Raw genomic sequence first — 26811 nt, 5'->3', positions numbered from 1 at the left:
GGCTTTCGCTGCTGTCTTAACTGCTTCTAAGTCACCATTGTCATGAACTGCTTTAACTGCTGCTTCACCTGCTGTTTTAGCTTCAGCTACTTTATCAGCGTTTTCTGCTGCCGCAATCTTAGCTTCTTCTTCTGTTTTCTTAGCTTCTACAGCCTTAACTTTTTCTGCTTTTTCTGTACTTGTCAAACTGTTATCGGCATTGATTTCATTCTTCTCTGCCTCTACTGCTTGAGCTAAAGCGGCTTTCGCTGCTGCAACAATTGTATCTCTATTGTTCAAAGAGTTATATTTTTCAATAAGTGACTTAGCAGATTCTTTATAATTACTTGTGGTACTTATTTCTGAACTAAGTAAATTCTTAATCTCTGTCAATTTTGTTTCATAAGCAGCCTTAGTTTCAGGAGTAGACCACTTAGTATCTTCTGATTTTTGTTCTATTAATTTATTATATATTCTCTGTAGTAAATCCTTCGCAACATTCTTTGTATCTTGTTCGATTGAAAAGCCTGTTCCTGTTACAGGTAATGCATATTGAGACCATACAGTTTGATATCCCATTCCTAATTTAGAATTATCAGAAGCGCTAATTCGAACTGTATACTCTATAGCTCCTTTAGGTAAATCAATAGTTTTACTAGTAAAACTACCTGTTTTATTTTCTTGACTATTTTTGTATTTCGCTAACTGTTGGTTAAAATCATCAGTTGACGGTTTTGAGGAGATTTTAACTTCAAATTTAACGCTATCTTTTGCATCAACTGATACTACATGCTTAGTTCCATTATTTATAGAATCAGTTGGAAGGAAACTTTCATTATAGATAGATTCTGTACGCCCATCTTTAAATTTTGCAATTACCTCAACTTTATACCCAGCTTTGACACCGTCAATATCTCCTGTAAATCCTGTTTTAAATGAAATATTTATCCCTGTTCCTGTTGATGGAGAATAGGCTTTATAAGTTTTTTCTATTCCATTGAACCCTTTTAGCCCTCTAGATATTTGAGGACCTTCTCCTACACCACCATTAGTATCTACATCTTTAAATGGCTGTTCATCAAATGTTTTTTCATTTTTAGTTTCATACGTTCTAACTTTAGAAAGAAATAGAGCATATTTATTTGAACGATCAAATGCATTTTCTTGAACGTGTACTACATATTTTCGATTCTCACCCGCTCCTGTTCTGGTAACGTTCACTGTCTCAATAGGATATACTCCCGCATCAGTTTTTCGTGCAATAGCAAATTTCCCTTTATTTCCATCTGCTGTTATTGCTGACCAACCACCAAATTCATCGATTTCTTGTATTTTTCCAGGCTGTACACTCTTAAGACGTCCAACTTCGTCAATAGAAGCTAATTTAGTTTCATTTCTTATAGAAGAGTCCAATCCCTTTAATTTATTAGCTAATTCATCAACACTCGCACTATCTTCTGGTAATGTATACGTTTGATTTGCTGATGGATCATCTGTCGTGCTAGGAGTTGTATCTGTACGGAATGGATTATTTTTATCCATTTCTTTTCCATTACGTTCATCTCTAGAACCTGAGTTTGCAATCGAGTTAGATTCTGAAGATTTCTCAGTATTTGTTGCTTTTTTACCTACAGTAGCTTTTCCATTTGTCGTATCTACTGCTGCGACTTCTTTTTTCTCTTCTGGTTTTGTTTGTAATTTTGTTGTTGCTGTAACTAATTTAGCTTGTGCTTGTGTTAATTCAGCTGGTGTTTTCGCATTATTTAAAGTTGTTCTTGCTTCTTCTAAGACAGTTCTAAGATTATTAACGCTTTCTTCTGTCTTAGTAGCATAGGTTCCTTTAGCAAACTTTCCATCAATTTCTTTGATTAAATCTGTCAATTCCTTCTTATCTAGAGTCTCCACCTTCTGAGGTGCTGATTCTGGAGAAGGACTATTTTCAACTGTTGAAGGTTGAGTATTTGTCTCTACTGTTGCAGCAGGACTAGTTGCTACTGTGTTCCCTTCGTAGGTCCCATTCTGGACATTCTGATCTTTAGGTTGCGGTGCTTGAGTCTCCCCATTAGTTGAAGGCACACCTTGCTCTGCAGCAGATACTGCTCCATTTCCTAAAAACATGAACAAGGCAGCTACTGCGACACTAGCTGCACCAAAGCTGACCTTACGAATAGAAAAACGTAATTGCTTTTCACGATTGTGTTTACCTTTATGAAACATTTAATTTCCTCCAAAAAAATATTTTATCACATTATATGATACTCTTTTACTATAAAAATTCAATAGAACATTTTCCATATTTTTTAATCTATTATAATTTTATTCGTATATATATATATATTAATGAGCTTTTTTAATATAATTATATATTTTTTTGAAATAAAAATCATATGGTCAGAAATATTACATTTTTATAACATTTAGCATTTTAAAAAAGATCAGGAAATTCCCCAACCTTCATACATGTTTATTTGATTTTTTTAGCTAGCATGGTCGCAAAGCGTAGTTGAATACGATTGCCATTCTCATCGCGACGATGCAAATGACCTGGATTTTCATTGTACTTAACCAATTCCCAGTCCTTGTAATAGTATGCCAATTCTCCCTTTTTAAATGTGAATGGGAAGTTCACTGAGCAAGGATAATCTTCCGTGTCCATGGCACAGACGATAAGATTATAGCCACCAACAGTGGTATGCTCCTGCATATTTTTGATAATTGCAGGAATGCAGTCTGCTTGCAAAAACATCAAAACAACTGTTGAAACGATAAAATCATATTCTTGTCCAATGCTGGCTGAATTGATATCGTAAAGACCTACAGGCATGTCCAGGTCTTCTTGCTCTACAATACTTTGCAAGATTTCAAGAGAAAGCTCATTTTGATCTACTGCTGTCACATCAAAACCTTGCTGGGCTAGAAAGAGTGCATTACGGCCTTGACCACAACCCAAATCCAAGGCTCTCCCTGGTTTTACTGTCTGCATTGCCTCTAGAACCTCTGAATGAACAGGATTGGTATTGTATTTCTTAGGGAAATAATCCTCAGGTTTACAATAAAATTCCAAGTACCATTCCACATCGTCTGTTATAGCCTCCACTCGGTGCCAGGCTTGTGGTTGTGCCATGGGATTGTCAGCCCCTGCTTCAAATAGGTGTTCAGCTAGAACCTCCCCATCCTCTGTCAATTCAATAAACTTGAGAGTTCCTTTTAAAACAGTAATTTTCCCCCAAGTCCCAATCTTGGTATTGTGTTTCTGCTGAACAGCCTCTGGCATGGTTTCTTTAGTCCACAAAGGCATGCGTTTATAGGCAACTAGTTTTTCCATCTTCATTCCTCTTTTTATCGCTGGTTGACTGCTTTCATCACGCGCGCAATATCGCGATTCTGCTCACGTCGCTTGATAGACTCCCGTTTATCATAGTCATGTTTCCCTTTAGCAAGTCCTAAAAGGAGTTTAGCATAACCATCTTTGATATAAACCTTAAGAGGAACCAGGGTCATTCCTGTCCCTTTGGTCTCTTGTTCCAATTTTTGGATTTGCTTTTTATGGAGCAGGAGTTTGCGACGACGTTCTGGTTCCTGGTTCCAGATATTGCCCTCTTCGTAAGGAGCGATATGAACATTGCTCAACCAAACTTCTCCATTTTTTACTTGGGCAAAGCCATCCTTGAGATTGATTCGAGCAGCTCGTACACTCTTGATTTCAGTTCCTGTCAGGACCATCCCTGCCTCTAGCGTATCTACGATTGTATAGTCGTGACGCGCCTTTTTATTTTGTGCGACGACCTTTCCCTCGCCCTTTGCCATACTTGGCTCCTTTCTTAGCTACTTCCTTATAAAAAGGTTTCTTTCCTTTTTTCTTCTTGTCTTTTTGTGAATGCTTGCGCTTATCATTTGAGCGTCCTGATTTTCTTTTGTCTTCCTTCTTATCTGAACGACGACTTGAACCACGCCCTCTATCATTACGATTAGACTGTTTCAATCCTTTTTCAATCACATCAAACTCACTTGGGATATATGAAAAGTCAATTTCACCTGTCATCTTATCCGCTCTTTCAACCCGAATACGAATCTGTTGACCTACACGGAAGGTTGTACCCGATTTCTCCCCACGCAGGGTCAAATCACGTTCGTTGAAGTGGTAGAACTCAGGTAGATTGGTGATGTGAATCAAACCTTCAACTGTGTTTGGCAATTCAACAAAAAGACCGAATTTGACAATACTTGATACAACCGCATCGTATTCTTCACCTACGTACTCTTCCATGTACTCAGCCTTTTTCATGGCTTCGACTTCACGCTCGGCCTCGATAGCACGACGCTCACGATTGGAAGACTGGGTCGCAATCTCTGGAATCACTTGCTCAAAATGCTCTGCTATTTCCTTAGAACGGCCGTAATCCCGAATCATACGGTGAACAAGAAGGTCTGGATAACGACGAATAGGACTAGTAAAGTGAGTATAGTAATCTGCTGCTAATCCATAGTGACCGTGATTGTGCTCCGAATAACGAGCCTGCTGCATGGAGCGTAGGAGCATCATAGACAATACATCCGCATAAGGCTCTCCCTCAACAGTACGCATGATGTCTTGGAGAGCTTCTTGGCTAATCTCACTGGCGGTCCCATAAATACGCAAGCCAAAGCTTGAAGCATAATCAATAAACTTCTGAACCTTTTCAGCCTTTGGCTCCTCATGAATTCGATAGATGAAAGGTAAATCCAGCTTGCTGAAATGCTCGGCAACTGTTTCATTAGCCATCAACATAAAGGATTCAATCATGCGCTCAGCAACACCACGCTGACGAAGAACGATATCAACAGGCTTACCCTTTTTATCCACTAAAATCTTAGCCTCATTGGTATCAAAATTGAGGGCTCCACGTTTCATACGCATGTTTTCTAAAGTTTCATGAAGCTTGGCCATGAGTTCGATACTTGGAACAATTTTCTTATATTCTTGTCTTTTTTCTTCGTCGCCCGCTAAGATATCATTGACATCGCTATAGGTCATACGGAAGCTTGTCTTGATAACCGTTTGTGTGATGGTGTAATTAACCACACGACCATGTTTATCAATCTCCATGATGGCTGACTGAGTTAGACGGTCAACATGAGGATTGAGGGAGCAGATGCCATTTGACAAACGCTCTGGAAGCATTGGCACCACTCGGTCTGTCACATAGACTGAAGTCGCACGGTTAAGGGCTTCCTTGTCCAGGGCAGACCCCTCGGTCACATAGTAGGAAACATCTGCAATGTGAACTCCGAGTTCGATATTGCCATTTTTCAAAGCATTGATGTGAACTGCGTCATCCAAGTCCTTGGCATCAGCACCGTCAATGGTAAAAGTAATCTCATCTCTCAAGTCCAGACGGCCTTCCATATCCTTTTGAGATGGAACATCAGGCACACTTTCTGCTTCCTTGACAACAGCTTCTGGAAACTCGGATACAATATCCATAGACTCCAAAACCTCAAGGACATCAATTCCGACATCCGTTGAATGCCCCACTACATCTAGGACACTAGCAACAAAGAAATCATGTTTCTTGCTTGGGTATTTGTCAATAAAGACCTTGAGAACTTCTGTTCCTTCTAGTTTTAGGGCTGGTTTCTTAACATAAATTGGTTGACTGATTTTCTGATTTTTTGAACGGATGTAACCCGCATACTTAGGTTTTTCCTGATCTAGAACGATTTGACCGACAACTGTTGTCAAACTGTGTTCTAGGATATCAATAATTTTGGCTTCTGCTGCGGTTCCCTTATTGCGGTCAGCAACTTTCTTAATGACGACCTCAACGGTATCACTATCAATAGCATAGTTGACATCGTTTTTTCCTACAAAAAGGTCGTCCTCTTCCCCTTCTAGGCTGACAAAACCAAAGCCATTTTTATGGGCATGAAAAATCCCCTTGAGAGTAATCTCATGTTTTTTCTTGGCTTCCAAAGTCAGACTACCATCTTCCTCAAAGCGTATCTGGTGCTTTCTTTCCATTAGGGACAAGGTTTTAATCAACTCACGAAAATCCTTGGACTCGTCTTTTCCCAAAGCCTGAGCCAAGTCATTGACAGTCACCTTTCCCTTATCTTGTAAATATTCTTTTATTCTATCTTTCATATTTTCTTTCTAGATTTTTTCTTTTCTTTTACTGTAAAACCTTTTCAAACATCCTTTAAAAATAAAAAGAGGCAAAGACCTAGTCCTGCCCATTATTTTCTTATCTACTTGATAATACCGTCAATGCTAAGGCAATGGCTAGCCAGAAAAAGACTAAAATCCCTGTCAAACGCTGCATTACAGCTTCAAAACCGCGTGCTTTACTGCGTTCAAACAAATCACCTGAGCTGGCATCAAATACATTGCTGGATTGGTTTTTGGTTGGTTGCATGAAAATCGCAATCACAATCACAACAGATAATACTAATAAAATGGTTAATAATAGGTTATACATATCAAACTCCTTAAAATCCTTATTATTTTACCATAAAATCTACTTAGATTCAAGATGTAGGGTTACTTTTCTTTCCTTGGGACAATACTTTAAAACCTCAATCTTGTCTGGATGAGTTTTTGAATTTTTACTGGTTAGGTAATTGATACTGCCACAAGAGGAGCATTTTAGATTAATTTTTACTCGCACTAGATTTCCTTTACTTTTAATAATGTTCGAAATTGAAGCAGGTTAAAGAGGCAACTAAAGGCAACACAAAGGCTTGTCGCATAAAAAACTGCATGGTAGCCAAATTGTCTTGCTACTGCAGAACCTGCCATGGGACCAACGACACCTCCCAGATAAAAGAATACCTGATTAAAGGCAAAGACTCTCGAAATGCCGGCTTTGGGAGTCATTTTGCTGAGAAGGGCATTGACACCAGGTATCAGCGCACCGGTTCCCAAGCCAAAGAGGAAACGATAGAGTCCTAGTTGAAGGGGACTAGAGGCATTGGCACAGAGAAGATAGATGATAACTGAATAAAACTGGGCGACAACCAAGAGACGATGATTGCCCACCTTGTCACCTAGCTTGCCCATAACTCCTGCACTCATCATGCTGGAAAAGCCCATACTGGACACAATCAAACCAGAGACAAAAAGAAGATTCTCTGTCTGCCCTAAGTCACGCACATAAAGAGCCAGAATAGGGCCAATCGATTGGGCTGAAAATTGGATGACAAAACTAGTTAGAAAGAGATTAATCAATAGATATGGATATTTAACTGATGTAAACAATTCCTTTGTTGGAATGGCCTTTTCCTTGGCTACTGGTTGAAAATCTTCCTTGATAAAGCAAATAGTTAAAATAGCGGCTAAGAACAGAAAACTACCAACCAGTAAGAAAACCGTACGAATGCCAAATAATTCTGCGATAAAGCCCCCGATAAAAGGACCAGTTAGAGTACCTGCAACTACGCCTGTAGACAAAGTACCTAAGGCAGAGCCTGATTTCTCCTTGGGAACCTGACTGGCTATCAAGGCTGTTGCATTAGGAACAAAACCCGCAAATACACCATTCAGTAAACGAAGAAAGATTAGCCAATAGATATTTGGGACAAAGGCCAAGCCTCCCATAGTGATAGTCATGGCCAGGCCGGCCCGAATCATCATGGGTTTTCGACCGTATTTGTCAGCAAGGATGCCCCAGATAGGAGAGAAAAGTGCTGCAGAAATGGCAGAGACAGAAATAGCTAAACCTGCATAAAAAGCAGCTTGATCACTCCCTACACCTAAATTTTCCACAAAGATGGGCATAAAAGGCACAACTAAGGAAATACTGGCTCCTGTCAGAAAATTACCAAACCAGGCAATGCGCAGATTATCCTTCCAGTTAATCTCTGTCATCTTGCTGACCTCCCTCAAACAGGGAGACCACCTGAGTGAGAAGCTGTTCCTGATTGCCATTGTTGTCAAGAATATGGCTGGCTAAATCTTTCTTTTTCTCTAAAGGCCACTGGGCTGCCAGACGAGACTCCGCTTCTTCTTTGGACAAGTGGTCTCTTTTCATTAGACGTTCTACTTGGACATCTCGGTCCACATATACCAACCACGTCTCATCAAACCAAGCGCTGTAGTCTTGTTCAAAAAGCAGGGGAATATCCATGAAGAAAATCTCTTCTGTCTGAGCCAACTGGTCTCTCAAAGTAGCCAACTCTTCACGAATAATCTCTCCTTGGATTCGCTTAGACCATTCTTGTTCTTGAGGATTTGAAAAGATGAGCCTAGCTAGGAGAGGGCGATTGAGTTCTCCATTTTCAAGGATTATTTCTTGACCAAAATGCTGGACTAGAGCCTCAAATAGACGACCATCAGGTTTCTGTAGTTGGTGGACGACTGCGTCAGCATCCACCACTTGAAAGCCCTCCTGTCTTAGAAAATTTGTCACGGTTGACTTACCAGAGGCAATTCCCCCAGTGATTCCGATGATTCTTCCCATCAGTCCCTCCTTTGACAGTTTGGACAAAAGTGGGTTCCACGTCCGCCTAGTTGAATTTTCTCAATCACAGTTCCACAGCGTGAGCATTTTTGACCAGCCTTGTCATAGACCTGATGAAAATCCTGCATGGTTCCGTCTTCCCCAAAGGCATTGGTATAGGTCCGAATGGTCGAGCCACCTTTTTCAACAGCCTGTCCCAAAACAGCAATGGTCTGGTCATGAATGGCTGTTACTTCTTCTGCCGTCAAAGTATGAGAAGGTCTTGCTGGATGAATCTGAGCTCGCCAGAGAACCTCATCTACATAGATATTACCAAGGCCAGCTACCAAGGTCTGGTCTAAAAGGTGGGATTTGATAGGCTTTTTAGACTTAGCTAGGGCAGCTTGAAAGACCTGCAAATCAAAGTCTTGTTCGCTTGGTTCAGGTCCTAATTTTTTAGAAATAAAGTAGGCTTGCAAAAGATCAGGCGCCAAGAGTTCCATAGTACCAAACTTGCGTACATCCTCATAAACAAGCGTGCCCTCATCTTCAAACCGGAAGAAAACATGGGCGTGCTTGCGTTCAGGAACCTGGTCCGGATAGTAAAAATACTTGCCCTCCATCCGCAGATGGGAAATCAAGACCTTGTCTGTCAGGTAAAAAAGCAAATATTTTCCACGGCGCCCCATTAACTCAACAACTTGGCCAGGCACTTCCTTTTGAAACTCGTCCAAATCTGTCTTAATCATCTTGGGATAGCGAATTTCTACACTCGAAATCTTCTTTCCCAAAATCAATTTTTCTAATCCACGACGAACGGTTTCAACCTCAGGTAATTCAGGCATAACTCCTCCTTCTCTAAAAACAAGAAGCAGGCTAGTGCCGACCTCTTCTTAATATTCTTTTTCGTTATAGCCAAAGTCAGCCAAATCTAGCTTTTTATCGCGCCAGTTTTTCTTTACCTTGACCCATGTTTCTAGGAAAACCTTGTCTCCTAGCATGAGTTCGATATCACGACGTGCCATACTACCAATTTTCTTAAGCATAGCACCACCTTTACCGATGATAATCCCTTTTTGGCTATCACGTTCGACCATGATAGTTGCTCGAATATGAACCTTGTCTGTATCCTCGTCTCGTTTCATAGAGTCCACCACTACTGCAACTGAGTGTGGAATTTCCTCACGAGTAAGGTGCAATACTTTCTCACGAATCATTTCGGATACCAAGAATCGCTCTGGGTGGTCTGTAATTTGATCCGCTGGGAAATATTGGAAACCTTCCTCAAGATTTTCACTGAGAATATCGATTAAACGTGAGACATTATTCCCCTGAAGGGCCGAAATAGGAACAATTTCCTTGAAATCCATCTGATTACGGAAATCATCAATTTGAGACAATAGCTGGTCAGGATGAACCTTATCAATCTTATTGACCACCAAAATCACAGGAACCTTAGCAGCTTTCAGACGCTCGATAATCATATCGTCCCCCTTACCACGCGCTTCATCAGCTGGAACCATAAAGAGAACTGTATCTACTTCACGGAGAGTGCTGTAGGCGGATTCGACCATGAAATCTCCAAGAGCCGTTTTAGGCTTGTGAATCCCTGGCGTATCAATAAAGACGATTTGTTCCTTATCAGTCGTGTAAATTCCCATAATTTTGTTGCGCGTTGTCTGCGCCTTGTCACTCATGATGGCAATCTTTTGCCCCATAACGTGATTTAAAAAGGTTGACTTCCCAACATTGGGACGTCCTAAAATGGCTACAAAGCCTGATTTAAATGTCATAATTTCCTCTTACTGTTTAAAATAATAAATCCCAGATTCGTGGGAGAAAAATCAATGCGCCTGTTAAGGCTGCGAAAAGAGAGACCACTAATACCGCGCCAGCCGCCATATCCTTGGCATTTTTAGCCAGCATGGAAAAGTGATAGTGACTGGCCAAATCCACCACATTTTCAATAGCAGAATTGATAATTTCAAAAGCTACTACCAAGAAAATGCTCAATAGGAGAAAGAGCCATTCGATTCGTGACACCTGAAAAACTAAACCTGCAAGAATGACTACAAGAGCCGTCACTGCATGTTTTCGCATATTGCGTTCTTCCTTGATTGCAGTCAAAATTCCTGTGAGAGCAAATTCTAAACTAGATATCAGGTCACGATTTTTCCATTTTCGTTTATTGTCTTGTGAGTCCATAGGCTGTCAAAATTTCTTCTTGTAAACCGAACATCTCCGCTTCTTCTTCCGGAGTGTAGTGATCATAGCCATTGATATGTAAAAAGCCGTGTACTGCCAAGAAGCCCATCTCACGCTCAAAGCTGTGACCGTATTCCTCGGCCTGCTCATGAGCCTTATCGATAGAGATGAAAAGTTCCCCAATATAGGCATCAAACTCAGACATCATCTCTGCCAATTCAGGATTTTCAAGCAAATCCTCTTCGTCAAAGGCAATTTCCAACTCTGGTTTATATTCAAGACTGATAACATCTGTCGGGCGGTCCGTGTCACGGTACTCCAGATTGAGTTCATGACTACGCTCATTGGTCACAAAAGTGACTGCCATCTCCTTGTCTTCTTTGCCTAATTTTTGGGCTGCAAATTCCAAAATTTCTTGGGTTTGTTGCAACATTTCTTTTGAAACTTGACCAGTTTCATCTACCATTTCAATATACATGTGCTTCTCGTTTCTCTTTACTTGGCTTTATTATACCACATTTCCATGATTTTATTCTACCTTTTTGATATAATACTATGGAATACAATCACAAGGAGAGAACGATGTCATTTGACGGATTTTTTTTACACCACATGGTTGAGGAATTGCGAAGAGAATTAGTGAATGGTCGCATCCAGAAAATCAATCAACCTTTTGAACAAGAGTTGGTCTTGCAAATTCGCAGCAATCGCCAAAGCCATCGCCTGCTCCTTTCTGCCCATCCAGTTTTTGGACGCATTCAGCTGACCCAAACGACTTTTGAAAATCCAGCCCAACCTTCTACCTTTATCATGGTTTTGAGAAAGTATTTGCAGGGTGCCCTGATTGAGTCGATTGAGCAAGTGGAAAATGACCGTATTGTGGAAATCACCGTTTCCAATAAAAACGAGATTGGAGACCATATCCAGGCTACCTTGATTATCGAAATTATGGGCAAACACAGTAATATTCTACTGGTTGATAAAAGTAGCCACAAAATCCTCGAAGTCATTAAACACGTCGGCTTTTCACAAAATAGCTACCGCACCTTGCTTCCTGGGTCGACCTATATCGCTCCGCCAAGTACGGAATCTCTCAATCCTTTTACGATCAAGGATGAAAAGCTCTTTGAAATCCTACAAACACAGGAAACGACAGCCAAAAACCTTCAAACCCTCTTTCAAGGTCTGGGACGCGATACTGCAAATGAATTGGAAAACATTCTGATTAGTGATAAACTGTCTACTTTCCGTAACTTTTTCAATCAAGAAACCAAACCATGCTTGACTGAGACTTCCTTCAGTCCAGTTCCTTTTGCAAATCAGGTGGGAGAGCCTTTTACTAGTCTTTCTAATTTGCTGGACACCTACTATAAGGACAAGGCTGAACGCGACCGCGTCAAACAGCAAGCCAGTGAACTCATTCGTCGTGTTGAAAATGAACTTCAAAAAAATCGCCATAAGCTGAAAAAACAAGAAAAAGAGTTACTGGCGACAGACAACGCTGAAGAATTTCGCCAAAAAGGGGAATTGCTAACAACCTTCCTCCATCAAGTGCCTAACGACCAAGACCAGGTTATCCTAGACAACTACTATACCAATCTACCTATCACGATTGCACTTGATAAGGCCTTGACTCCCAACCAAAATGCCCAACGCTATTTTAAACGGTATCAGAAACTAAAAGAAGCTGTCAAATACTTGACTGATCTGATTGAGGAAACCAAGGCAACCATTCTCTATCTGGAAAGTGTGGAAACTGTTCTCAACCAAGCTGGACTGGAAGAAATCGCTGAAATCCGTGAAGAATTGATTCAAACTGGTTTTATCCGCAGAAGACAGCGGGAGAAAATCCAGAAACGCAAAAAACCAGAACAGTATCTGGCCAGCGATGGCAAAACCATCATCTATGTCGGCCGAAACAACCTACAAAATGAGGAACTAACCTTTAAAATGGCCCGCAAGGAGGAACTTTGGTTCCATGCCAAGGACATTCCTGGAAGCCATGTTATCATCTCAGGAAATCTTGACCCATCTGATGAAGTCAAAACAGACGCAGCAGAGCTAGCCGCCTACTTCTCTCAAGGTCGCCTGTCAAATCTGGTTCAGGTAGATATGATTGAAGTCAAGAAACTCAACAAACCAACAGGTGGAAAACCCGGTTTTGTAACCTATACCGGACAAAAGACCCTCCGTGTCACACCAGATCCAGAAAAAATCGCATCCATGAAAAAATCCTGATTTACTTGAAATCAGGATTTTTGGCTTGTTTACTTACTAATCATTAAAAATTCTATAGTGAAATGAAATAAAATATGAACAAATAGATTGAGAAAATCAAATTAGTTTCTAACAATATTTTCGAAACAATAATACACTATTCCAGCTTCACTTTCCTATAAAACAGATTAATTACAGTTTACCTCAGAGACTCTTTTACTTCCTTGCGTAGATTTTCTAGACTGCTGATACCATATTTATCCATAACCTTTGGTAAATTTTCGATAATATCAGGACAGGCATATGGATTGGTAAAGTTGGCTGTTCCAACTCCAATGGCAGATGCTCCAGCAATATACATTTCTAGGGCAGCTTCTGCCGAATCTACTCCCCCCATTCCAATGATGGGCAGGTCTGTTGTTTGGGCAACTTGTCGGATGAGTTTGAGGGCTACTGGAAAGACTGCTGGACCAGACATTCCACCTGTTCCATTGGCCAAGATTGGTTTTCTGCTTTTGAGGTCAAAACGCATTCCAACCAGAGTATTAATCATAGTCAAGCCACTTGCTCCCGCATCTTCTGCAGCTTTTGCGACAGTAACGATATCCGTCACACTAGGAGTTAGTTTGACATAAACTGGTACATCAGAGGCTTCCACAGCTGCTTTCACCACATCATAGGCTAAATCTGGATCTTGACCAATCAAGAGTCCATGATTACAGTGATCTACGTTGGGACAAGAAATATTGAGCTCAATAGCCTTCACATTAGCTGCCTTGGAAATACCATGAGAAACAGACGCATACTCTTGTTTTGAAAAACCAGCCACATTAGCAATAATAGGAAGATTTGGATACTCTCTTTCTAGCCAAGGTAACTTTTCAGCCAAAACAACTTCCAAACCAGGATTTTGCAAACCGATTGCATTGAGCATACCAGCGGGTGTCTCTGCCACCCTTGGAGTTGGATTGCCAAAACGGGGTTCAAGAGTTGTCGCTTTGATCATAATAGAACCTAAAAGGTCTAAATCATAGTACTTGGCATACTCTTGTCCAAAACCAAAACAGCCTGATGCTGGAATAATGGGATTTTTCAAATCCAAACCAGGTAGAGAAACTTGTAAACGATTTGTAGTCATAATTTTCTCCTTATAATACAACTGTTCCTGTGCGGAAAACAGGGCCATCTTCACAGACGCGTTGGCTAACCGTCTCGCTTTCTGGTACTTTTAGGACGCACGCATAACAAGCCCCCATCCCACAAGCCATACGAGATTCCAGAGATAGATAGGCTCTAGGGTGGTCATAAAAGGTTTGATTGATATACTTCATCATTCCAGGCGCCCCACATGAGTAAACAGCATCAAACTGACTATCTAAGTCATTGATGACAACGGAAACATTTCCCTTGATGCCATAAGAACCATCATCTGTCGTTACAAAGACCTGACCATATTGAGCCAATTCCTTTTCGAGAATAACAACATCCTTAGTGGCAAAACCAAGAACTGTTACTACTTTCACACCACGCTCATGCAATTCCTTGGCCACCTCAAGCAAGGGCGGAACACCAATCCCACCACCAACAAGGAGTACCTGGCTCTGCTCATCAAGGTCAGACAAGTCAAAACCATTCCCCTGAGGGCCCATCACATCAAGAGTATCTCCCTGACTTAAGGTTGAGAAAATAGCTGTCCCAGCTCCCTCAATCCGATAAATGAGATGACACTGCTTCTTAACCTTATCGATAGACGAAATTGAAATAGGGCGACGCAAAAGATGGGCGTCATCAGGCACACGCAGATGTAAAAATTGGCCTGCTCGCATAGCTTCAACCATTTCTCCTTCTAGGACTAATTCAAAGATTGCTGGTGCGATTTCCTCCTGTGCTACCACCTTCATGGTTTCTAAACGAATTGCACCCAAACGTTTCTTACATGTGGGATTCATGACTTTTCCTCCTTAAATTTTAAGGGGACCAGACAAAGAAAAGACCTTGCTAGTGCAAGGCCTCAGTTAAAATCGTACAACACAAGAGAGCACACTCAAAAAGTCTCCTCTAGAAAATTGCACTATTCTTTTATCTGACACCTTGTGAGTCTCTCTGGACTCCCCTTAAAGGTTAAATTTTTACTAGTATACTCTTTCAGCTAAAAAAAGTCAAGTAGAAAACGAACATTCTACTTGACCTCACGAGATTATTTTTCACGAATGACTTCAACCTTGTAGCCATCAGGGTCTTTGACAAAGTAATAGTTAGGTGCAGTTCCTGGTAGGCCATTTGGCTCAGTAACTTCATAGCCTTTGGCACTGTGCTCTTGATGAAGCGCCTCAAGATCAGGTGTACTGAGAGCGATATGGGCAAATCCATCTCCCACCACATAAGGACCATGATCGTAGTTATAAGTCAACTCCAACTCATAGTCGTCACCCTCAAGTCCTAGATAGACAATTGTGAAGGCATGGTCTGGAAAATCTCTGCGACGCAATTCTTTAAAACCAAATGCATCTTGATAAAATGCGATTGATTTTTCAAGATTTTCTACTCGCAAGCAAGTGTGTAACATTTTTGAAGCCATATTTTCTCCTTTATTTTTAAAAAGACTGGACAATCCTGTTCCAGTCTCATCAGTTATTATTTACCAAGTTTTGCTTTAGCTGCATCTGCAAGAGCTGTGAAAGCTGCTGCATCGTTAACAGCCAAGTCAGCAAGCATTTTACGGTTAACTTCGATCTCAGCCAATTTCAAACCATGCATCAATTGTGAGTATGAAAGTCCGTTCATACGAGCTGCCGCGTTGATACGAGTGATCCACAATTTGCGGAAGTCACGTTTTTTCTGACGACGGTCACGGTATGCATAGTAGTAAGAGTTCATTACTTGTTCTTTTGCAGTACGGAACAAGATGTGTTTAGCTCCATAGTAACCTTTTGCTAATTTAAGAATACGTTTACGACGTTTGCGTGATACAACGCCACCTTTAACACGTGCCATGTTTTATTTCCTCCAAATATTTCCTAGAATTGTTTACTTACAGTCAAACTATTATTTCAAGCGAGTAAGCATTGCTTTGATACGTTTGTAGTCTCCTGAATGCACCATAGATGCTTTACGAAGATGACGACGTTGTTTCTTAGTTTTTCCGTGGAAACGGTGAGAAGTGTAAGCACGGAAACGTTTAAGTCCACCAGAACCTGTACGTTTGAAACGTTTAGCTGATGCGCGGTGTGTTTTTTGTTTTGGCATGATTTTTTCTCCTTTATTTAACTTTCTGACAATTATTTTTTGTCAGTCGCTGGCGCCAATTGCATGAACATTTGACGTCCATCCATTTTAGCACGTTGTTCGATGATGGCAATATCTTGAGTTGCTTCAGCAAACTCGGCTAAAACTTTTGCACCAATCTCTTTATGGGTAATCATACGACCCTTAAAGCGAATAGATACCTTAACTTTATTTCCTTTTTCAAGGAATTTGCGTGCATTGCGAAGTTTTGTATCAAAGTCACCCTTGTCAATAGTTGGACTTAGACGAACTTCTTTCACAGTAACAACACTTTGTTTTTTACGTTGTTCTTTTTGCTTCTTCTGGTACTCAAATTTGAACTTACCGTAGTCCATAATTTTTGCAACAGGCGGTTTGGCTTGGGGTTGAATCAATACTAGGTCAACATTAGCGTTATCAGCCAAAGCTTGCGCTTCACTGAGTGGCTTGATGCCTAGCTGTTCTCCTTCAAGACCAATCAAGCGAACTTCACGTACACGAATCTCATCATTGATGAATAAGTCTTGCTTTGCTATGGTTTTCACCTCTTTTGTTTTATTAGAGAAAAACAATAGCGGACTCGTAAATATACAAGCCCGCACGTTATGATAGCGTTTCTTAGAAACTTTTCATCCGTAGGGCCAGGCAACTTAATGTCACAAGGCGAGAAGCTCTCACTTCTGCTTTTCTCAACTTTTATATGATACCAAGTTTTCTAGCCCTTGTCAAGATAAAAAGTTATTTTTTTGAAAAGTTTGTGTTCATTAACTAACTGTTTCGATTTTCCAACTATTCCACCCTTTAAAGCGTATAGCTCCTTGCTGGTCAGTTCGGTAAACTTTGCTATTGATACCTTGCAGTCGTGTCAAGGTTTCCTGATGGGGTAGTTTGATTCGATTACTCTTTCCAACTGAGATGAGGGCAATCTCTGGTTTGAGTTGTTCTAAAAAGGCTGAACTTGATGAGTTTTTAGAGCCATGTTGGCCAGCTTTCAAGACATCAACTTTCAAGTCTGGATAGTGCTTCAGCATGTCCTTCTCTCCTTTCTCCTCCATATTTCCTGTAAAAAGAAAGTTCTTATCCAGTAGTTTTCCATACAGAACTAGGGAGTCTTCATGATCTCCATCTCCAATTTTCCTTGGAAATAGGACTTCTAACTGACTTCCGAAAATTGGCAAGTTCTCTCCTACTGTCACACTACGCACCTTGGTTTGAGTCGCCTGTAGTTCTGCCACAAATTCCTTCTGTTTCAAACTGCCTTTTGATACTAAAATCTCTCCGACATGAAAAGACTTGGTCACCTCCAACAAATCTCCAACATGTTCCTTGTCCGTATTGGTTAAAATCAGCTGATCAATCTTAGATATTCCTCGACTTTTAAGATAGGGGATTAAGGTTCGCTGGGCATTGCTGGTCATCGTCTTTTTTTGCCATTTTTCTATTTTCTTATCAGATTCTGCCTTGCCACCGACATCTATGAGAATGGTCTTACCGGTTACATCCCGTAGGAAAATACTCTCACCTTGCCCAACATCTAGCATGGTAATTTCATTTTCCAGTGGATGCTTGGTCAGAAGAAAGAGCCCTGTAATCAATAAGGTCAACACTGCTAGCCTTTTAATGTTTTTCCTCAAATCATAGACCAAAGCCAAGGAAATTAACAATAAGATTAAAAGCCATGCATTGGGTTGTCCAAAGACCAGAGGTCTACTTGTCACCTGCGATACCAAGCGAATAATCCCCTCCAACCACTCAAAAATAAAATTCAGCTGAATGACTGGATAGAGAAAGGAAAGTGCAAATAAGATGGACAAGAGCGGTAAGAAGACCAAGTCAAATAGAAAGGAAAAGACAAAGGTCAAGAGGATGGACAATGGCTGAAATTCTGCAAAATAGAAAGATAAAATGGGCAATATTCCCAAGGAAATGACTAGACTTTCTCTAGCAACAGCCTTAAGCCCCTCCCCTTCTTTGCTGGTCATGGTCAAGATAAAAGCATAAGCGCAGGACAAGACTCCTCCTGCTGTCAGGAAAAAATTGGGCATGATGATAAAGAGAACAAGAACCGTCAAGGCAAAATTATCCAATCCCTTTACACCATGTTGAGCCAGTAACTTTTGCAAGAGACTACGAATGACCGAAGCTGAAAATCCTGTCAGACCAGCATAGAGAAGGGAAAAGGGATAAGTCAGCCACTTCAACTTTTCTTTGGTCAAGCCCAATCGCAAGAGAAGTTTCTTAAATCCGTCCATGAAAAACCCTACCTGCATACCCGACAAGGCAAAAAGATGGATAATTCCTAGACTAGAATAAAGCTCATTCATCTCCTCAAAGTCGGTGTCCAGATGTCCTAGTAAGAGTCCTGTCATGTAGTTCCGCATAGGATCTGGAAAATGTTTCTTAATCCAAACCACAGCCTTTCGACGTAAACTTGACAGATTTTCACCTATATCCCAACTGCCAACTTTTTGAAGCGACTGGATTCTTTTGATATTGAGAGTCTGGTAAATTCCCTGAGTCTTCAGATAGGATTGGTAGTCAAAACCACCAAAATTTCTCTGCCCTTCTGGCTCCGAAAGCTTTCCTTCTAGTTCCAAGTCATGAAGGGCTGTTAAAGATTGAAAGGCTTCTTTCTCCTCCTCGGATTGGAGTTTATAATAGACTTGAAAAATGCGTCCATGAGACTTACCACGAAAGGACAGACTATCACCATTGACCTTAATAGTGTCAGGCAAAATCCGTAGCCTTTCAACAGAATCCACCAAATTTTGACTCACTCGACTCTGTTGCCAATTTTGAAACAGAAACCAAAAGCCAAAGACTCCACAAATTATTAGAACTTTACTAGCAGATTTCCAAGCAAATTGGAAAAAAAGACAGATTAGCAGAAAAACGAAACCCAACAAAGCAAGATAGGATGCTGAGAAAATAGCGTAGTAAAGCCAAAGCAATAGAAAACTCAGATAGATTAGGGGAAGGGGGAAATTCTTAATCCACTGTAACATAGTCTTTTAACTTTTCTATGGTCTTGGCACCAATGCCAGAGACCTTCTTAAGTTCATCAACCGACTTGAATTTCCCATTTGCTTCACGATGGTCGATAATATCCTGAGCACGTTTTCCTCCCAAGCCTTTGACCTGCTTGAGTTCTTCCAGACTGGCCTTGTTGAGATTGATTTTCTTTTCCTTGTTCGTTGAAGAAGCCGTCCCAGAACCAGTCTGTTGACTAGCTGCTTCTTCCCCCTTAGTTGGAATGTAAACCAGAGCCTCATCACTGACTTTCTGAGCTAGATTGATCGACTTGCTGTCTGCTTGCTCTGTCAAGCCACCAGCCTTTTGAACCGCATCATTAACTCGACTACCTACTGGCAAGTCATAAATACCTGGCGATTTAACAGCACCCTTCACATCTACTGTGATTAAATCTTGTTCAACCGATTCTTCCTTTACTTCCTTTTCGGTCGATGAATCCTTGGAAACAGCTACAACTTCTGCCTGCAAATTCGTTTCCTTGACAGGTGTTTGTGAATCTGGCTTTAGCAGGAAAAATCCGCCTACAAGCAAGCCCAGACCAGTACAGATGACAATGATTTTATACTCTTTGATTTTCTCGATAATTGATTCCATATTTTTCTCCTCTCTTAGATTATTCGTAAGAGGAAGAAAAAACAGTTGAAAATTTCTTCTCAACTGCTTATTTATTTGCAAAATAGTCTTCCTTGGTCAAGACATAATGAACTCTTGTCACGATTCGGCCTTCTTCATTCTGGTCCATACAAGCATAAGCTTCTTCGTGAGAAAAATGCATTCCTGATTTCTCCATGACCTTTCCTGACGCGGGATTAGCCTTATCGTGAAGGGCAGTCAACTTATTCATCCCTATCTTCTCAAAAGCTAGCTCAATTACGGCACGATTGGCTTCTGTCGTTAATCCTTGATTCCAATACTTTTTATTGATAATGTAGCCAATAGCTGCCTTCTTAAGAGCAGGATCAATCTTGTGCAAATCAATGGTTCCGATAAATTTGCCATTGCTTTTTAGTTCTATTCCCCAGCGTCCCAAGGGGATTGGCCAAGTAGAACTGAGCAATATTATTCTTGGTTTCTTCCAAGCTTTGATTGGTTGGAAAAGTGTAACGCGTATTTTCTCTGTCCGAGGCATAGTCAAACATTGCTTCCGCATCATCCAAGGTTACAGGTCTAAGCAATAAACGCTCTGTCTCCATTATTGGATACTGGGATAGTTTTAAAAAGATTGATTCCATACTTCTCCTCCATTTAAAAATATTTTCTACCAGTCTAGCATAAAAAATAAATTACAACAAATTTTTCTTGCTTTTTAAAGCGGTTTCATATAGAATAAAATCATCACCTTATTTTATAGATAATGTGATAAATCATTTACAACCCGTCAATAGAAAGGGAGTTTTTCTCTATGTTAATCGGAATTCCAAAAGAAATTAAGAATAATGAAAACCGTGTTGCCCTAACACCTGCTGGTGTCCACAGCTTAGTCGGCCGTGGTCATCGCGTCCTTATCGAAACAAATGCTGGTCTCGGATCTGGCTTTACTGATACTGACTATCAAAAGCAAGGAGCTGAGATTGTCGCTACTGCTGGTGAAGCCTGGGCTGCAGAGTTAGTCGTGAAAGTAAAAGAACCATTAACTTCTGAATATGGTTACTTACGTGACGACCTGCTTCTCTTCACCTACTTGCACATGGCCGCTGCTCCAGAATTAGCAGATGCTATGTTGGAAGCAAAAACAACTGGGATTGCCTATGAAACTGTCCGTGATTCCCAAGGTCAATTACCACTCCTCGTACCTATGAGTGAGGTTGCAGGCCGTATGGCAGTCCAAATCGGGGCTCATTTCCTAACTAAGCAGGCAGGAGGTTCTGGTGTCTTACTGGGTGGTGTGCCGGGTGTACCTAAAGGGAAAGTAACCATCATCGGTGGCGGTGTCGTAGGGACCCATGCTGCTCGAATTGCGCTTGGTCTTGGTGCACAAGTAACCATCCTTGATATCAGTGCTAAACGTCTCTCCGTTTTAGAGGAGGTCTTTGGTCACCAAATTCAAACTCTCATGTCCAATTCATTTAACATCGAAGCCAGTGTGAGAGATGCGGATGTAGTGATTGGAGCGGTTCTCATCCCTGGTGCCAAAGCTCCGAAACTGGTGACTGATGAGATGGTCAAGCAAATGCGTCCAGGATCAGTCATCGTTGACGTTGCTGTTGACCAAGGTGGTGTTATCGAGACAGCTGACCGTGTGACAACGCACGATGAGCCTGTATATGAAAAACACGGTGTTCTCCACTATGCCGTTGCCAACATCCCTGGTGCGGTTGCTCGCACTTCTACCATTGCCCTAACTAATGTCACTCTTCCTTATATCGAAGCTTTGGCTGGTAAAGGTTTTGTACAAGCAATCTCTGAGGATGAGGGCTTGCGCCAAGGTGTTACTACTTATCAAGGTTACTTAACCAGTCTTCCAGTAGCCCAAGGTCTCGATAAAAAACATACTCCAATTGATGAACTAATCTAAAAAATCTAATTATCAGATAAAAGAAAGAGCAATTCCACCTGAACTGCTCTTTTTTGCTATTCTGTTTCTTCTTGGACTTCTTCACTCTCTTCTTTTTTAATTGGAGCTGGTTCATAAGCTCGAATAATCTGAGCGACAACTGGATGGCGAACCACATCCTTAGCTGAAAAATGAACAAAGTCAATCTGGTGAATGTTCTTGAGCTTTTCTTGGGCATCAATCAAACCGGACTTGACGTTACGCGGAAGGTCAATCTGACTGATATCTCCATTGACAATCATCTTAGAATTAAAGCCTAAACGAGTCAAGAACATCTTCATCTGCATGATGGTCGTATTTTGCGCCTCATCGAGAATGACAAAGGCATCATCCAAGGTTCGTCCACGCATGTAGGCAAGAGGTGCAATCTCGATAATTTCACGCTCCATGAGACGAGTTGTTTGGTCTTTCCCCAGAATCTGATACAAGGCATCATAAACAGGTCTAAGGTAAGGATCTACCTTCTCCTTAAGATCACCCGGAAGAAAACCTAGACTCTCGCCTGCTTCCACCGCTGGACGTGTCAGGATAATCCGCTTAACCTGACCACGTTTAAGAGCTGTCACAGCCAAGGTCACTGCAAGGAAGGTCTTCCCTGTCCCTGCAGGTCCGATTCCAAAGGTCACATCATGCTGTTTGACACTATCCACATAAAGTTTTTGACCTAAGGTTTTGACACGAATCGGTTTCCCAGTATTATCCTTGATGATTTCTTCTTCATAAAGGGCGACAAACTTGTCGATTTCATCGTTTTTGACCATGCTAATCGCAGTCACCACATCTGGCGTACCGACAGTCATCCCACGATTTACCAAGACCATGAGGGCTTGAATAACCTGACGAGCTTCCTCACAAGCAGTCTCCTCTCCCAAAACCTGGACAATCTCCGTACGAGCATGAATCACCACATCAAGCTCTTCTTCCATCAAACGAAGATGGCGTTCATTGGAACCAAAAAGATGAAACAGGTCATCTGGATGACTCAATTGAATGTCTATTGAATGTTCCTTCAAATAAAGAACCTCTCTAATCCTTTTATTTCTTTTTATTATAGCAAAGGGGCGGAGAAATTACTAGCCCAAACCCAGTGAATCATGCTAGTGTTCTAAGTATTCTTGCCAGATGGCGTCAAAGTCTCCTAGGTTAAAAGAGAAACTGGCATGCTCCTCTAAAAAGCGACTAACCTCATCAAAATCATCTGTGTGTTTTGGGAAGGCTGACTCTTCAAAAGCGAGGTCTGCCAAAATTGCTTTGGGGCTGTTACTTTTAGGGTTGCGCTCGGTCATGAGCCAAGTGTAAAATGATTTTCTCATATGTCTCCCTAAATCAACTCTATCCCAAACTGGTCTTGCTTGATTTTACCAGCCTTCATCAAGCCTCCAAGTGCTTTCTTGAACTGACCTTTAGAAATACCAAAGGTAGCCTTGATGTCGTCTGGAGATGACTTGTCATTTAAGGTCATGAAACCGCCATTGCTTTCCAAATACGTCAAAATCATCTGAGCATCATTTTCCAACATCTCAAAAGAACGTGGTTTAAGGGAAAGGTTCAAGGTACGGTCCACTTCACGGAAACCAATAACACGCGCTTCTAAGACTTGCCCCAAACGTGGCTCTGCATAGCGTTCGCTAGGATGAATAAAGCCAAGCATGTTATTTTCTGGCAGATAAACAAAAGTTCCTGACAGCTTGAGACGGTATACAATGGCTGGCCAGTTTTGGTTCTGCATGTTGTTGTAGGCAGGACGAGCCAGACGTTGGAAGTCTTCTTGATAAGCCAAGAGTCCCCAGATACGGTCTTTCTTGTCCACTTCAAGACGGATGTAGAGTTGGTCACCCTTCTTAGGCCAGAGTTCCTTGAGCTCAGGGAGAATATCGAGTGACACAACGATTTCTTTATCAGGAAGGCCTGTATCCACAAAGATACCCAAGTCTTTACGAACTTCCGTTACAATTCCCCAACCAAATTGGTCCTGAGTGGCAGTCACTTCTATGGTTGTCAGGCGGAGTTTTTGCTTCATATCCGTGTAGGCAAAACCTTTGACCGTATCCCCTACTGTATGTTGACCTTCTTCCTTAGCAAGAGCATAGGTTTGACCATCCTTTTGCACAAAGTAAAATCGGTCATTTTCATCGATGATCAGTCCAACGATAAAACTTGCAAGATTTGTATTCATATTTCCTTCTTTCGAATAAAACTCAGCCAGCAATGCCAACTGAGTTTTTCTGTTTATTTTTAGACTTCCAAAAGTTCTTTCTCTTTGTTGGCAGTCATGTCGTCGATGTGTTTAACAGCATCGTCTGTTACTTTTTGAATGTCTTTTTCAAGAGTCTTCAATTCGTCTTCAGTGATTTCTTTTGCTTTCTCTTGTTTCTTAGCTTCGTCCATAGCATCGCGACGGATATTGCGGACAGCCACTTTAGCATTTTCGCCGACCTTCTTCACTTCTTTAGCAAGGTCACGACGAGTTTCTTCTGTAAGAGCAGGGATAACCAAACGAATCACAGAACCATCATTCGCTGGTGTGATACCAAGATCAGAAGCGTTCAAGGCACGTTCGATGTCTTTCAATGAAGACTTGTCAAATGGTGTGACCAACAAAACACGCGCTTCTGGAATCGTAATTGAAGCGATTTGGTTAAGAGGAGTTTCGACTCCATAGTATTCTACATGTACACGGTCAAGCAAGCTTGCATTGGCACGACCTGCACGGATACCACCAAATTCACGAGCAAGTGATTGGTGAGACTGGGTCATTCTCTCTTTAGCTTTTTCAATAATTGCGTTAGCCATAATCTTTCTTATTCCTTTTCTTCGATATTATTTGAAACTGTTGTTCCGATATTTTCACCAAATACGACACGTTTGATGTTGCCTGGTTGGTTCATGTTAAAGACAACCAAGTCAATGTCGTTATCCATTGAGAGGGTTGAAGCTGTTGAATCCATAATACGAAGACCTTTATTGATAACGTCACGGTGAGTCAATTCTTCAAACTTAACGGCTGTCTTGTCTTTCTTAGGATCGGCATTGTAAACACCGTCGACGCCATTTTTAGCCATAAGGATGGCATCTGCTTCGATTTCAGCTGCACGAAGAGCCGCTGTTGTATCTGTTGAGAAGTAAGGTGAACCAATTCCGGCACCAAAGATAACGATACGACCTTTTTCAAGGTGACGAAGGGCACGTCCACGTACGTAAGGCTCTGCAACTTGTTGCATTGCAATGGCTGTTTGCACACGCGTATCGACACCAACTTGTTGCAATGAATCTGCCATCACAAGAGCATTCATAACAGTCCCAAGCATTCCTGTGTAATCTGCCTGAACGCGGTCCATACCTGCTTCTGCAGCAGGTTCTCCACGCCAGAGATTTCCTCCACCGATAACAAGGGCAATTTCGATACCTAAGCTATGAACTTCTTGAATCTCTTTTGCGATTGTTTGAACTGTTTGGATATCAATCCCTACGCCACGTTCACCGGCAAGGGCTTCACCTGATAACTTGATTAAAATACGTTTATACTTGGGATTCGCCATTTTCACTCTCCTTTTTTTATCCTACCTATTTTATCACAATTTCTAAGATTTTTATAGTATCATGAGCAATTCTTTGAAAAAAATTAGACCGTTAAAAATTCCTCTAAGTCGGCAAGGGCACGCTCTGCAATTTTTTCATAACGAGCCTTCTTATCACGGATACGCTCGCCTTCCAACTCCTTGATAATCCCAAAATTGACATTCATTGGTTGGAAATGTTTGCTGTCAGCATGGGTGATGTAATGAGCCAGACTACCAATCGCTGTTGTCTCTGGGAAGATAGCTTCACTTTCTCCCTTGAAAAGACGAGCCGCGTTAATTCCCGCAACTAATCCTGAAGCCGCTGATTCAACATAGCCCTCTACACCCGTCATCTGACCAGCAAAGAAGAGGTTTGGCTGTTTCTTAGAACGGTAGGTCTGTTCAAGAAGATTCGGTGAATCCATGTAAGAATTGCGGTGCATAACACCATAACGAACAAACTCTGCATTTTCAAGGCCTGGAATCATTTGGAAGACACGCTTTTGCTCTCCCCATTTGAGGTGGGTCTGGAAACCGACAATATTGTAGAGGCTCCCAGCCGCATTATCCTGACGAAGCTGAACCACCGCATAAGGTGTTTTGAATTCTCCATCACGAGGGCCTGTATAATCGTCTGGATACTCCAGACCGACTGGTTTCATAGGGCCATAAAGCATGGTTTTAATGCCACGTTTGGCCATGACTTCGATTGGCATACATCCTTCAAAATACTTTTCTTTTTCAAAGGAATTGAGCGGTGCTTCTTCAGCATTGACCAAGGCTTCATGGAAATCCATAAACTCTTGCTTGGTCATGGGAGAGTTGAGATAAGCAGCTTCTCCCTTATCATAACGAGACTTGAGATAGACCTTGCTCATATCGATAGTGTTGACATCGATAATAGGCGCTGCTGCATCGTAGAAATAGAAGCCATCGCCGTCATTGAGGGCATGAATCTTTTCAGCCAGAGCATCGCTAGTCAAAGGACCAGTAGCGACCACAGTAATAACGTCAGTTGGTAATTCTGTAATTTCATCACGAACCACCTCAATCAAGGGATGATTAGCCACTTTTTCGGTCACCATTTGAGAGAAACCATCGCGGTCCACCGCAAGGGCTCCTCCTGCAGGAACACGGGTTGCTTCAGCAGATTCTAAGATAAGAGAACCTAGGCGACGCATTTCTTCCTTGAGAAGTCCTACAGCATTTGTCAGAGCATCCCCACGTAGGGAATTGGAACAAACTAACTCAGCAAAATTGTCTGTTTTGTGCTGGGGAGTCGACTTGACACCACGCATTTCATAGAGTTTAACTGGAATACCACGTTCTGCGATTTGGTAGGCTGCTTCAGAACCTGCCAAACCAGCACCGATAACATTGATATAAGATTGAGACACGACACTAATACCTCTTTGGGAGTGTGAAGACAAGATTCACATTGAAAAAGCCAACCGAACTTACTCGCTTTCGAATTTCTTGGCTCAGGCTGAAAAAGTCCACAGGACTTACTTCGCTTTCGAATTTCCTGACTCAGGCTGAAAAAGTCCCCCAGACTTTTTCACTCCCACAAATCTTTCTATTT

The 26811-nt window shown here is 41.5% G+C and carries 28 protein-coding genes, 1 pseudogene and 1 other annotated feature; of the genes and pseudogenes, 2 read left to right on the top strand and 27 right to left on the bottom strand.

The window, feature by feature from the left end:
* The 12 genes from HT718_RS08945 to ybeY form a co-directional block, all read right to left on the bottom strand.
* On the bottom strand, positions 1-2196 hold a 2196-nt coding region (locus tag HT718_RS08945; RefSeq protein WP_173268237.1), incomplete at its 3' end, for a YSIRK-type signal peptide-containing protein.
* 247 nt (positions 2197-2443) lie between these two features.
* A complete protein-coding gene (tehB, locus tag HT718_RS08940) occupies positions 2444-3304 on the bottom strand; it encodes an SAM-dependent methyltransferase TehB (protein WP_173268236.1) in 861 nt (286 codons plus the stop codon).
* Between the two features lie 14 nt (positions 3305-3318).
* Complete coding sequence (smpB, locus tag HT718_RS08935) at positions 3319-3786, bottom strand: SsrA-binding protein SmpB (RefSeq protein WP_001051750.1); 468 nt, start codon at positions 3784-3786, stop codon at positions 3319-3321.
* A complete protein-coding gene (gene rnr / locus HT718_RS08930; RefSeq protein ID WP_173268235.1) occupies positions 3749-6103 on the bottom strand; it encodes a ribonuclease R in 2355 nt (784 codons plus the stop codon). The genes smpB and rnr overlap by 38 nt, the downstream gene beginning before the upstream one ends.
* A 100-nt stretch (positions 6104-6203) precedes the next feature.
* Entirely contained in the window at positions 6204-6437 is a 234-nt protein-coding gene (gene secG, locus HT718_RS08925) for a preprotein translocase subunit SecG (RefSeq protein WP_000282517.1), read from the bottom strand.
* Positions 6438-6476: 39 nt separating this feature from the next.
* On the bottom strand, positions 6477-6626 hold the full coding sequence (gene rpmG, locus HT718_RS08920) for a 50S ribosomal protein L33 (protein WP_001809104.1): 150 nt from the start codon (positions 6624-6626) through the stop codon (positions 6477-6479).
* Positions 6626-7825, bottom strand: coding sequence for a multidrug efflux MFS transporter (locus tag HT718_RS08915; RefSeq protein ID WP_173268234.1), 1200 nt, complete (start codon positions 7823-7825; stop codon positions 6626-6628). Before HT718_RS08915 ends, rpmG begins: the two co-directional genes overlap by 1 nt.
* Complete coding sequence (gene coaE, locus HT718_RS08910; protein ID WP_173268233.1) at positions 7812-8417, bottom strand: dephospho-CoA kinase; 606 nt, start codon at positions 8415-8417, stop codon at positions 7812-7814. Before coaE ends, HT718_RS08915 begins: the two co-directional genes overlap by 14 nt.
* Complete coding sequence (gene mutM / locus HT718_RS08905) at positions 8417-9241, bottom strand: DNA-formamidopyrimidine glycosylase (protein ID WP_153195651.1); 825 nt, start codon at positions 9239-9241, stop codon at positions 8417-8419. Before mutM ends, coaE begins: the two co-directional genes overlap by 1 nt.
* A gap of 48 nt (positions 9242-9289) precedes the next feature.
* Positions 9290-10189 (bottom strand): GTPase Era, encoded by a 900-nt coding sequence (era, locus tag HT718_RS08900; protein ID WP_173268232.1) that lies wholly within the window; start codon positions 10187-10189, stop codon positions 9290-9292.
* Between the two features lie 16 nt (positions 10190-10205).
* Entirely contained in the window at positions 10206-10601 is a 396-nt protein-coding gene (locus HT718_RS08895; protein ID WP_153195647.1) for a diacylglycerol kinase, read from the bottom strand.
* Entirely contained in the window at positions 10582-11079 is a 498-nt protein-coding gene (gene ybeY / locus HT718_RS08890) for an rRNA maturation RNase YbeY (protein ID WP_000275156.1), read from the bottom strand. The genes HT718_RS08895 and ybeY overlap by 20 nt, the downstream gene beginning before the upstream one ends.
* Positions 11080-11183: 104 nt before the next feature.
* Here ybeY and pavA point away from each other — a divergent pair, with 104 nt between their 5' ends.
* On the top strand, positions 11184-12839 hold the full coding sequence (gene pavA, locus HT718_RS08885; RefSeq protein WP_173268231.1) for an Rqc2 family fibronectin-binding protein PavA: 1656 nt from the start codon (positions 11184-11186) through the stop codon (positions 12837-12839).
* Between the two features lie 178 nt (positions 12840-13017).
* On the opposite strand, the gene HT718_RS08880 is transcribed toward pavA, so the two are convergent.
* From HT718_RS08880 to HT718_RS08840, 9 genes and pseudogenes are all read right to left on the bottom strand, one after another.
* The gene (locus tag HT718_RS08880) at positions 13018-14004 is read right to left on the bottom strand and encodes a dihydroorotate dehydrogenase (RefSeq protein WP_173268230.1); all 987 of its coding nucleotides are present in this window, start codon (positions 14002-14004) and stop codon (positions 13018-13020) included.
* The gene (locus HT718_RS08875) at positions 13967-14767 is read right to left on the bottom strand and encodes a dihydroorotate dehydrogenase electron transfer subunit (protein WP_001070084.1); all 801 of its coding nucleotides are present in this window, start codon (positions 14765-14767) and stop codon (positions 13967-13969) included. Before HT718_RS08875 ends, HT718_RS08880 begins: the two co-directional genes overlap by 38 nt.
* Before the next feature lie 248 nt (positions 14768-15015).
* On the bottom strand, positions 15016-15396 hold the full coding sequence (locus HT718_RS08870) for a VOC family protein (RefSeq protein WP_000157153.1): 381 nt from the start codon (positions 15394-15396) through the stop codon (positions 15016-15018).
* Between the two features lie 56 nt (positions 15397-15452).
* Positions 15453-15812, bottom strand: coding sequence for a 50S ribosomal protein L20 (gene rplT, locus HT718_RS08865; protein ID WP_000124834.1), 360 nt, complete (start codon positions 15810-15812; stop codon positions 15453-15455).
* A gap of 51 nt (positions 15813-15863) precedes the next feature.
* Positions 15864-16064, bottom strand: coding sequence for a 50S ribosomal protein L35 (gene rpmI, locus HT718_RS08860; protein WP_001125943.1), 201 nt, complete (start codon positions 16062-16064; stop codon positions 15864-15866).
* Positions 16065-16096: 32 nt separating this feature from the next.
* Complete coding sequence (gene infC, locus HT718_RS08855; RefSeq protein ID WP_000848180.1) at positions 16097-16627, bottom strand: translation initiation factor IF-3; 531 nt, start codon at positions 16625-16627, stop codon at positions 16097-16099.
* A 15-nt stretch (positions 16628-16642) separates the two neighbouring features.
* Positions 16643-16774, bottom strand: a sequence feature (ribosomal protein L20 leader region).
* Positions 16775-16846: 72 nt separating this feature from the next.
* Positions 16847-19087, bottom strand: coding sequence for a DNA internalization-related competence protein ComEC/Rec2 (locus tag HT718_RS08850; RefSeq protein ID WP_173268229.1), 2241 nt, complete (start codon positions 19085-19087; stop codon positions 16847-16849).
* Entirely contained in the window at positions 19071-19709 is a 639-nt protein-coding gene (locus HT718_RS08845; protein WP_173268228.1) for a helix-hairpin-helix domain-containing protein, read from the bottom strand. The genes HT718_RS08850 and HT718_RS08845 overlap by 17 nt, the downstream gene beginning before the upstream one ends.
* A 67-nt stretch (positions 19710-19776) precedes the next feature.
* A pseudogene (locus HT718_RS08840) lies at positions 19777-20347 on the bottom strand (GNAT family N-acetyltransferase).
* Between the two features lie 170 nt (positions 20348-20517).
* On the opposite strand from HT718_RS08840, the gene ald reads away from it, so the two are divergent.
* Positions 20518-21630, top strand: coding sequence for an alanine dehydrogenase (gene ald / locus HT718_RS08835; protein ID WP_000904692.1), 1113 nt, complete (start codon positions 20518-20520; stop codon positions 21628-21630).
* A gap of 56 nt (positions 21631-21686) precedes the next feature.
* Here ald and HT718_RS08830 read toward each other — a convergent pair whose 3' ends face one another.
* The 6 genes from HT718_RS08830 to trmFO form a co-directional block, all read right to left on the bottom strand.
* Entirely contained in the window at positions 21687-22682 is a 996-nt protein-coding gene (locus HT718_RS08830) for a PhoH family protein (RefSeq protein WP_000658200.1), read from the bottom strand.
* 84 nt (positions 22683-22766) lie between these two features.
* Positions 22767-22982: a YozE family protein gene (locus HT718_RS08825; RefSeq protein WP_001232084.1), complete on the bottom strand. Its 216-nt coding sequence runs from the start codon at positions 22980-22982 to the stop codon at positions 22767-22769.
* A gap of 8 nt (positions 22983-22990) precedes the next feature.
* A complete protein-coding gene (gene cvfB, locus HT718_RS08820) occupies positions 22991-23845 on the bottom strand; it encodes an RNA-binding virulence regulatory protein CvfB (RefSeq protein ID WP_173268227.1) in 855 nt (284 codons plus the stop codon).
* 59 nt (positions 23846-23904) lie between these two features.
* Entirely contained in the window at positions 23905-24462 is a 558-nt protein-coding gene (gene frr / locus HT718_RS08815; RefSeq protein WP_001262225.1) for a ribosome recycling factor, read from the bottom strand.
* 8 nt (positions 24463-24470) lie between these two features.
* Entirely contained in the window at positions 24471-25208 is a 738-nt protein-coding gene (gene pyrH / locus HT718_RS08810) for a UMP kinase (RefSeq protein ID WP_000002996.1), read from the bottom strand.
* 83 nt (positions 25209-25291) lie between these two features.
* Positions 25292-26626, bottom strand: coding sequence for a methylenetetrahydrofolate--tRNA-(uracil(54)-C(5))-methyltransferase (FADH(2)-oxidizing) TrmFO (gene trmFO, locus HT718_RS08805; protein WP_173268226.1), 1335 nt, complete (start codon positions 26624-26626; stop codon positions 25292-25294).
* Between the last annotated feature and the right edge of the window lie 185 nt (positions 26627-26811).

The organism is Streptococcus sp. 714 (assembly GCF_013277115.1).
In the GTDB taxonomy this organism is placed as follows: domain Bacteria; phylum Bacillota; class Bacilli; order Lactobacillales; family Streptococcaceae; genus Streptococcus.
The sequence above is the reverse complement of the archived record's forward strand: the minus strand, read 5'-3'. Positions and strand labels throughout refer to the sequence as shown.

What these genes read in the sequence shown, in the direction of transcription:
- tehB (WP_173268236.1), bottom strand. Translation starts at nt 3,304, where the DNA reads ATGGAAAAACTAGTTGCCTATAAACGCATGCCTTTGTGGACTAAAGAA.
- smpB (WP_001051750.1), bottom strand. Translation starts at nt 3,786, where the DNA reads ATGGCAAAGGGCGAGGGAAAGGTCGTCGCACAAAATAAAAAGGCGCGT.
- rnr (WP_173268235.1), bottom strand. Translation starts at nt 6,103, where the DNA reads ATGAAAGATAGAATAAAAGAATATTTACAAGATAAGGGAAAGGTGACT.
- secG (WP_000282517.1), bottom strand. Translation starts at nt 6,437, where the DNA reads ATGTATAACCTATTATTAACCATTTTATTAGTATTATCTGTTGTGATT.
- HT718_RS08915 (WP_173268234.1), bottom strand. Translation starts at nt 7,825, where the DNA reads ATGACAGAGATTAACTGGAAGGATAATCTGCGCATTGCCTGGTTTGGT.
- coaE (WP_173268233.1), bottom strand. Translation starts at nt 8,417, where the DNA reads ATGGGAAGAATCATCGGAATCACTGGGGGAATTGCCTCTGGTAAGTCA.
- mutM (WP_153195651.1), bottom strand. Translation starts at nt 9,241, where the DNA reads ATGCCTGAATTACCTGAGGTTGAAACCGTTCGTCGTGGATTAGAAAAA.
- era (WP_173268232.1), bottom strand. Translation starts at nt 10,189, where the DNA reads ATGACATTTAAATCAGGCTTTGTAGCCATTTTAGGACGTCCCAATGTT.
- HT718_RS08895 (WP_153195647.1), bottom strand. Translation starts at nt 10,601, where the DNA reads ATGGACTCACAAGACAATAAACGAAAATGGAAAAATCGTGACCTGATA.
- ybeY (WP_000275156.1), bottom strand. Translation starts at nt 11,079, where the DNA reads ATGTATATTGAAATGGTAGATGAAACTGGTCAAGTTTCAAAAGAAATG.
- pavA (WP_173268231.1), top strand. Translation starts at nt 11,184, where the DNA reads ATGTCATTTGACGGATTTTTTTTACACCACATGGTTGAGGAATTGCGA.
- HT718_RS08880 (WP_173268230.1), bottom strand. Translation starts at nt 14,004, where the DNA reads ATGGCCCTGTTTTCCGCACAGGAACAGTTGTATTATAAGGAGAAAATT.
- HT718_RS08875 (WP_001070084.1), bottom strand. Translation starts at nt 14,767, where the DNA reads ATGAATCCCACATGTAAGAAACGTTTGGGTGCAATTCGTTTAGAAACC.
- HT718_RS08870 (WP_000157153.1), bottom strand. Translation starts at nt 15,396, where the DNA reads ATGGCTTCAAAAATGTTACACACTTGCTTGCGAGTAGAAAATCTTGAA.
- rplT (WP_000124834.1), bottom strand. Translation starts at nt 15,812, where the DNA reads ATGGCACGTGTTAAAGGTGGCGTTGTATCACGCAAACGTCGTAAACGT.
- rpmI (WP_001125943.1), bottom strand. Translation starts at nt 16,064, where the DNA reads ATGCCAAAACAAAAAACACACCGCGCATCAGCTAAACGTTTCAAACGT.
- HT718_RS08850 (WP_173268229.1), bottom strand. Translation starts at nt 19,087, where the DNA reads ATGTTACAGTGGATTAAGAATTTCCCCCTTCCCCTAATCTATCTGAGT.
- HT718_RS08845 (WP_173268228.1), bottom strand. Translation starts at nt 19,709, where the DNA reads ATGGAATCAATTATCGAGAAAATCAAAGAGTATAAAATCATTGTCATC.
- ald (WP_000904692.1), top strand. Translation starts at nt 20,518, where the DNA reads ATGTTAATCGGAATTCCAAAAGAAATTAAGAATAATGAAAACCGTGTT.
- HT718_RS08825 (WP_001232084.1), bottom strand. Translation starts at nt 22,982, where the DNA reads ATGAGAAAATCATTTTACACTTGGCTCATGACCGAGCGCAACCCTAAA.
- cvfB (WP_173268227.1), bottom strand. Translation starts at nt 23,845, where the DNA reads ATGAATACAAATCTTGCAAGTTTTATCGTTGGACTGATCATCGATGAA.
- frr (WP_001262225.1), bottom strand. Translation starts at nt 24,462, where the DNA reads ATGGCTAACGCAATTATTGAAAAAGCTAAAGAGAGAATGACCCAGTCT.
- pyrH (WP_000002996.1), bottom strand. Translation starts at nt 25,208, where the DNA reads ATGGCGAATCCCAAGTATAAACGTATTTTAATCAAGTTATCAGGTGAA.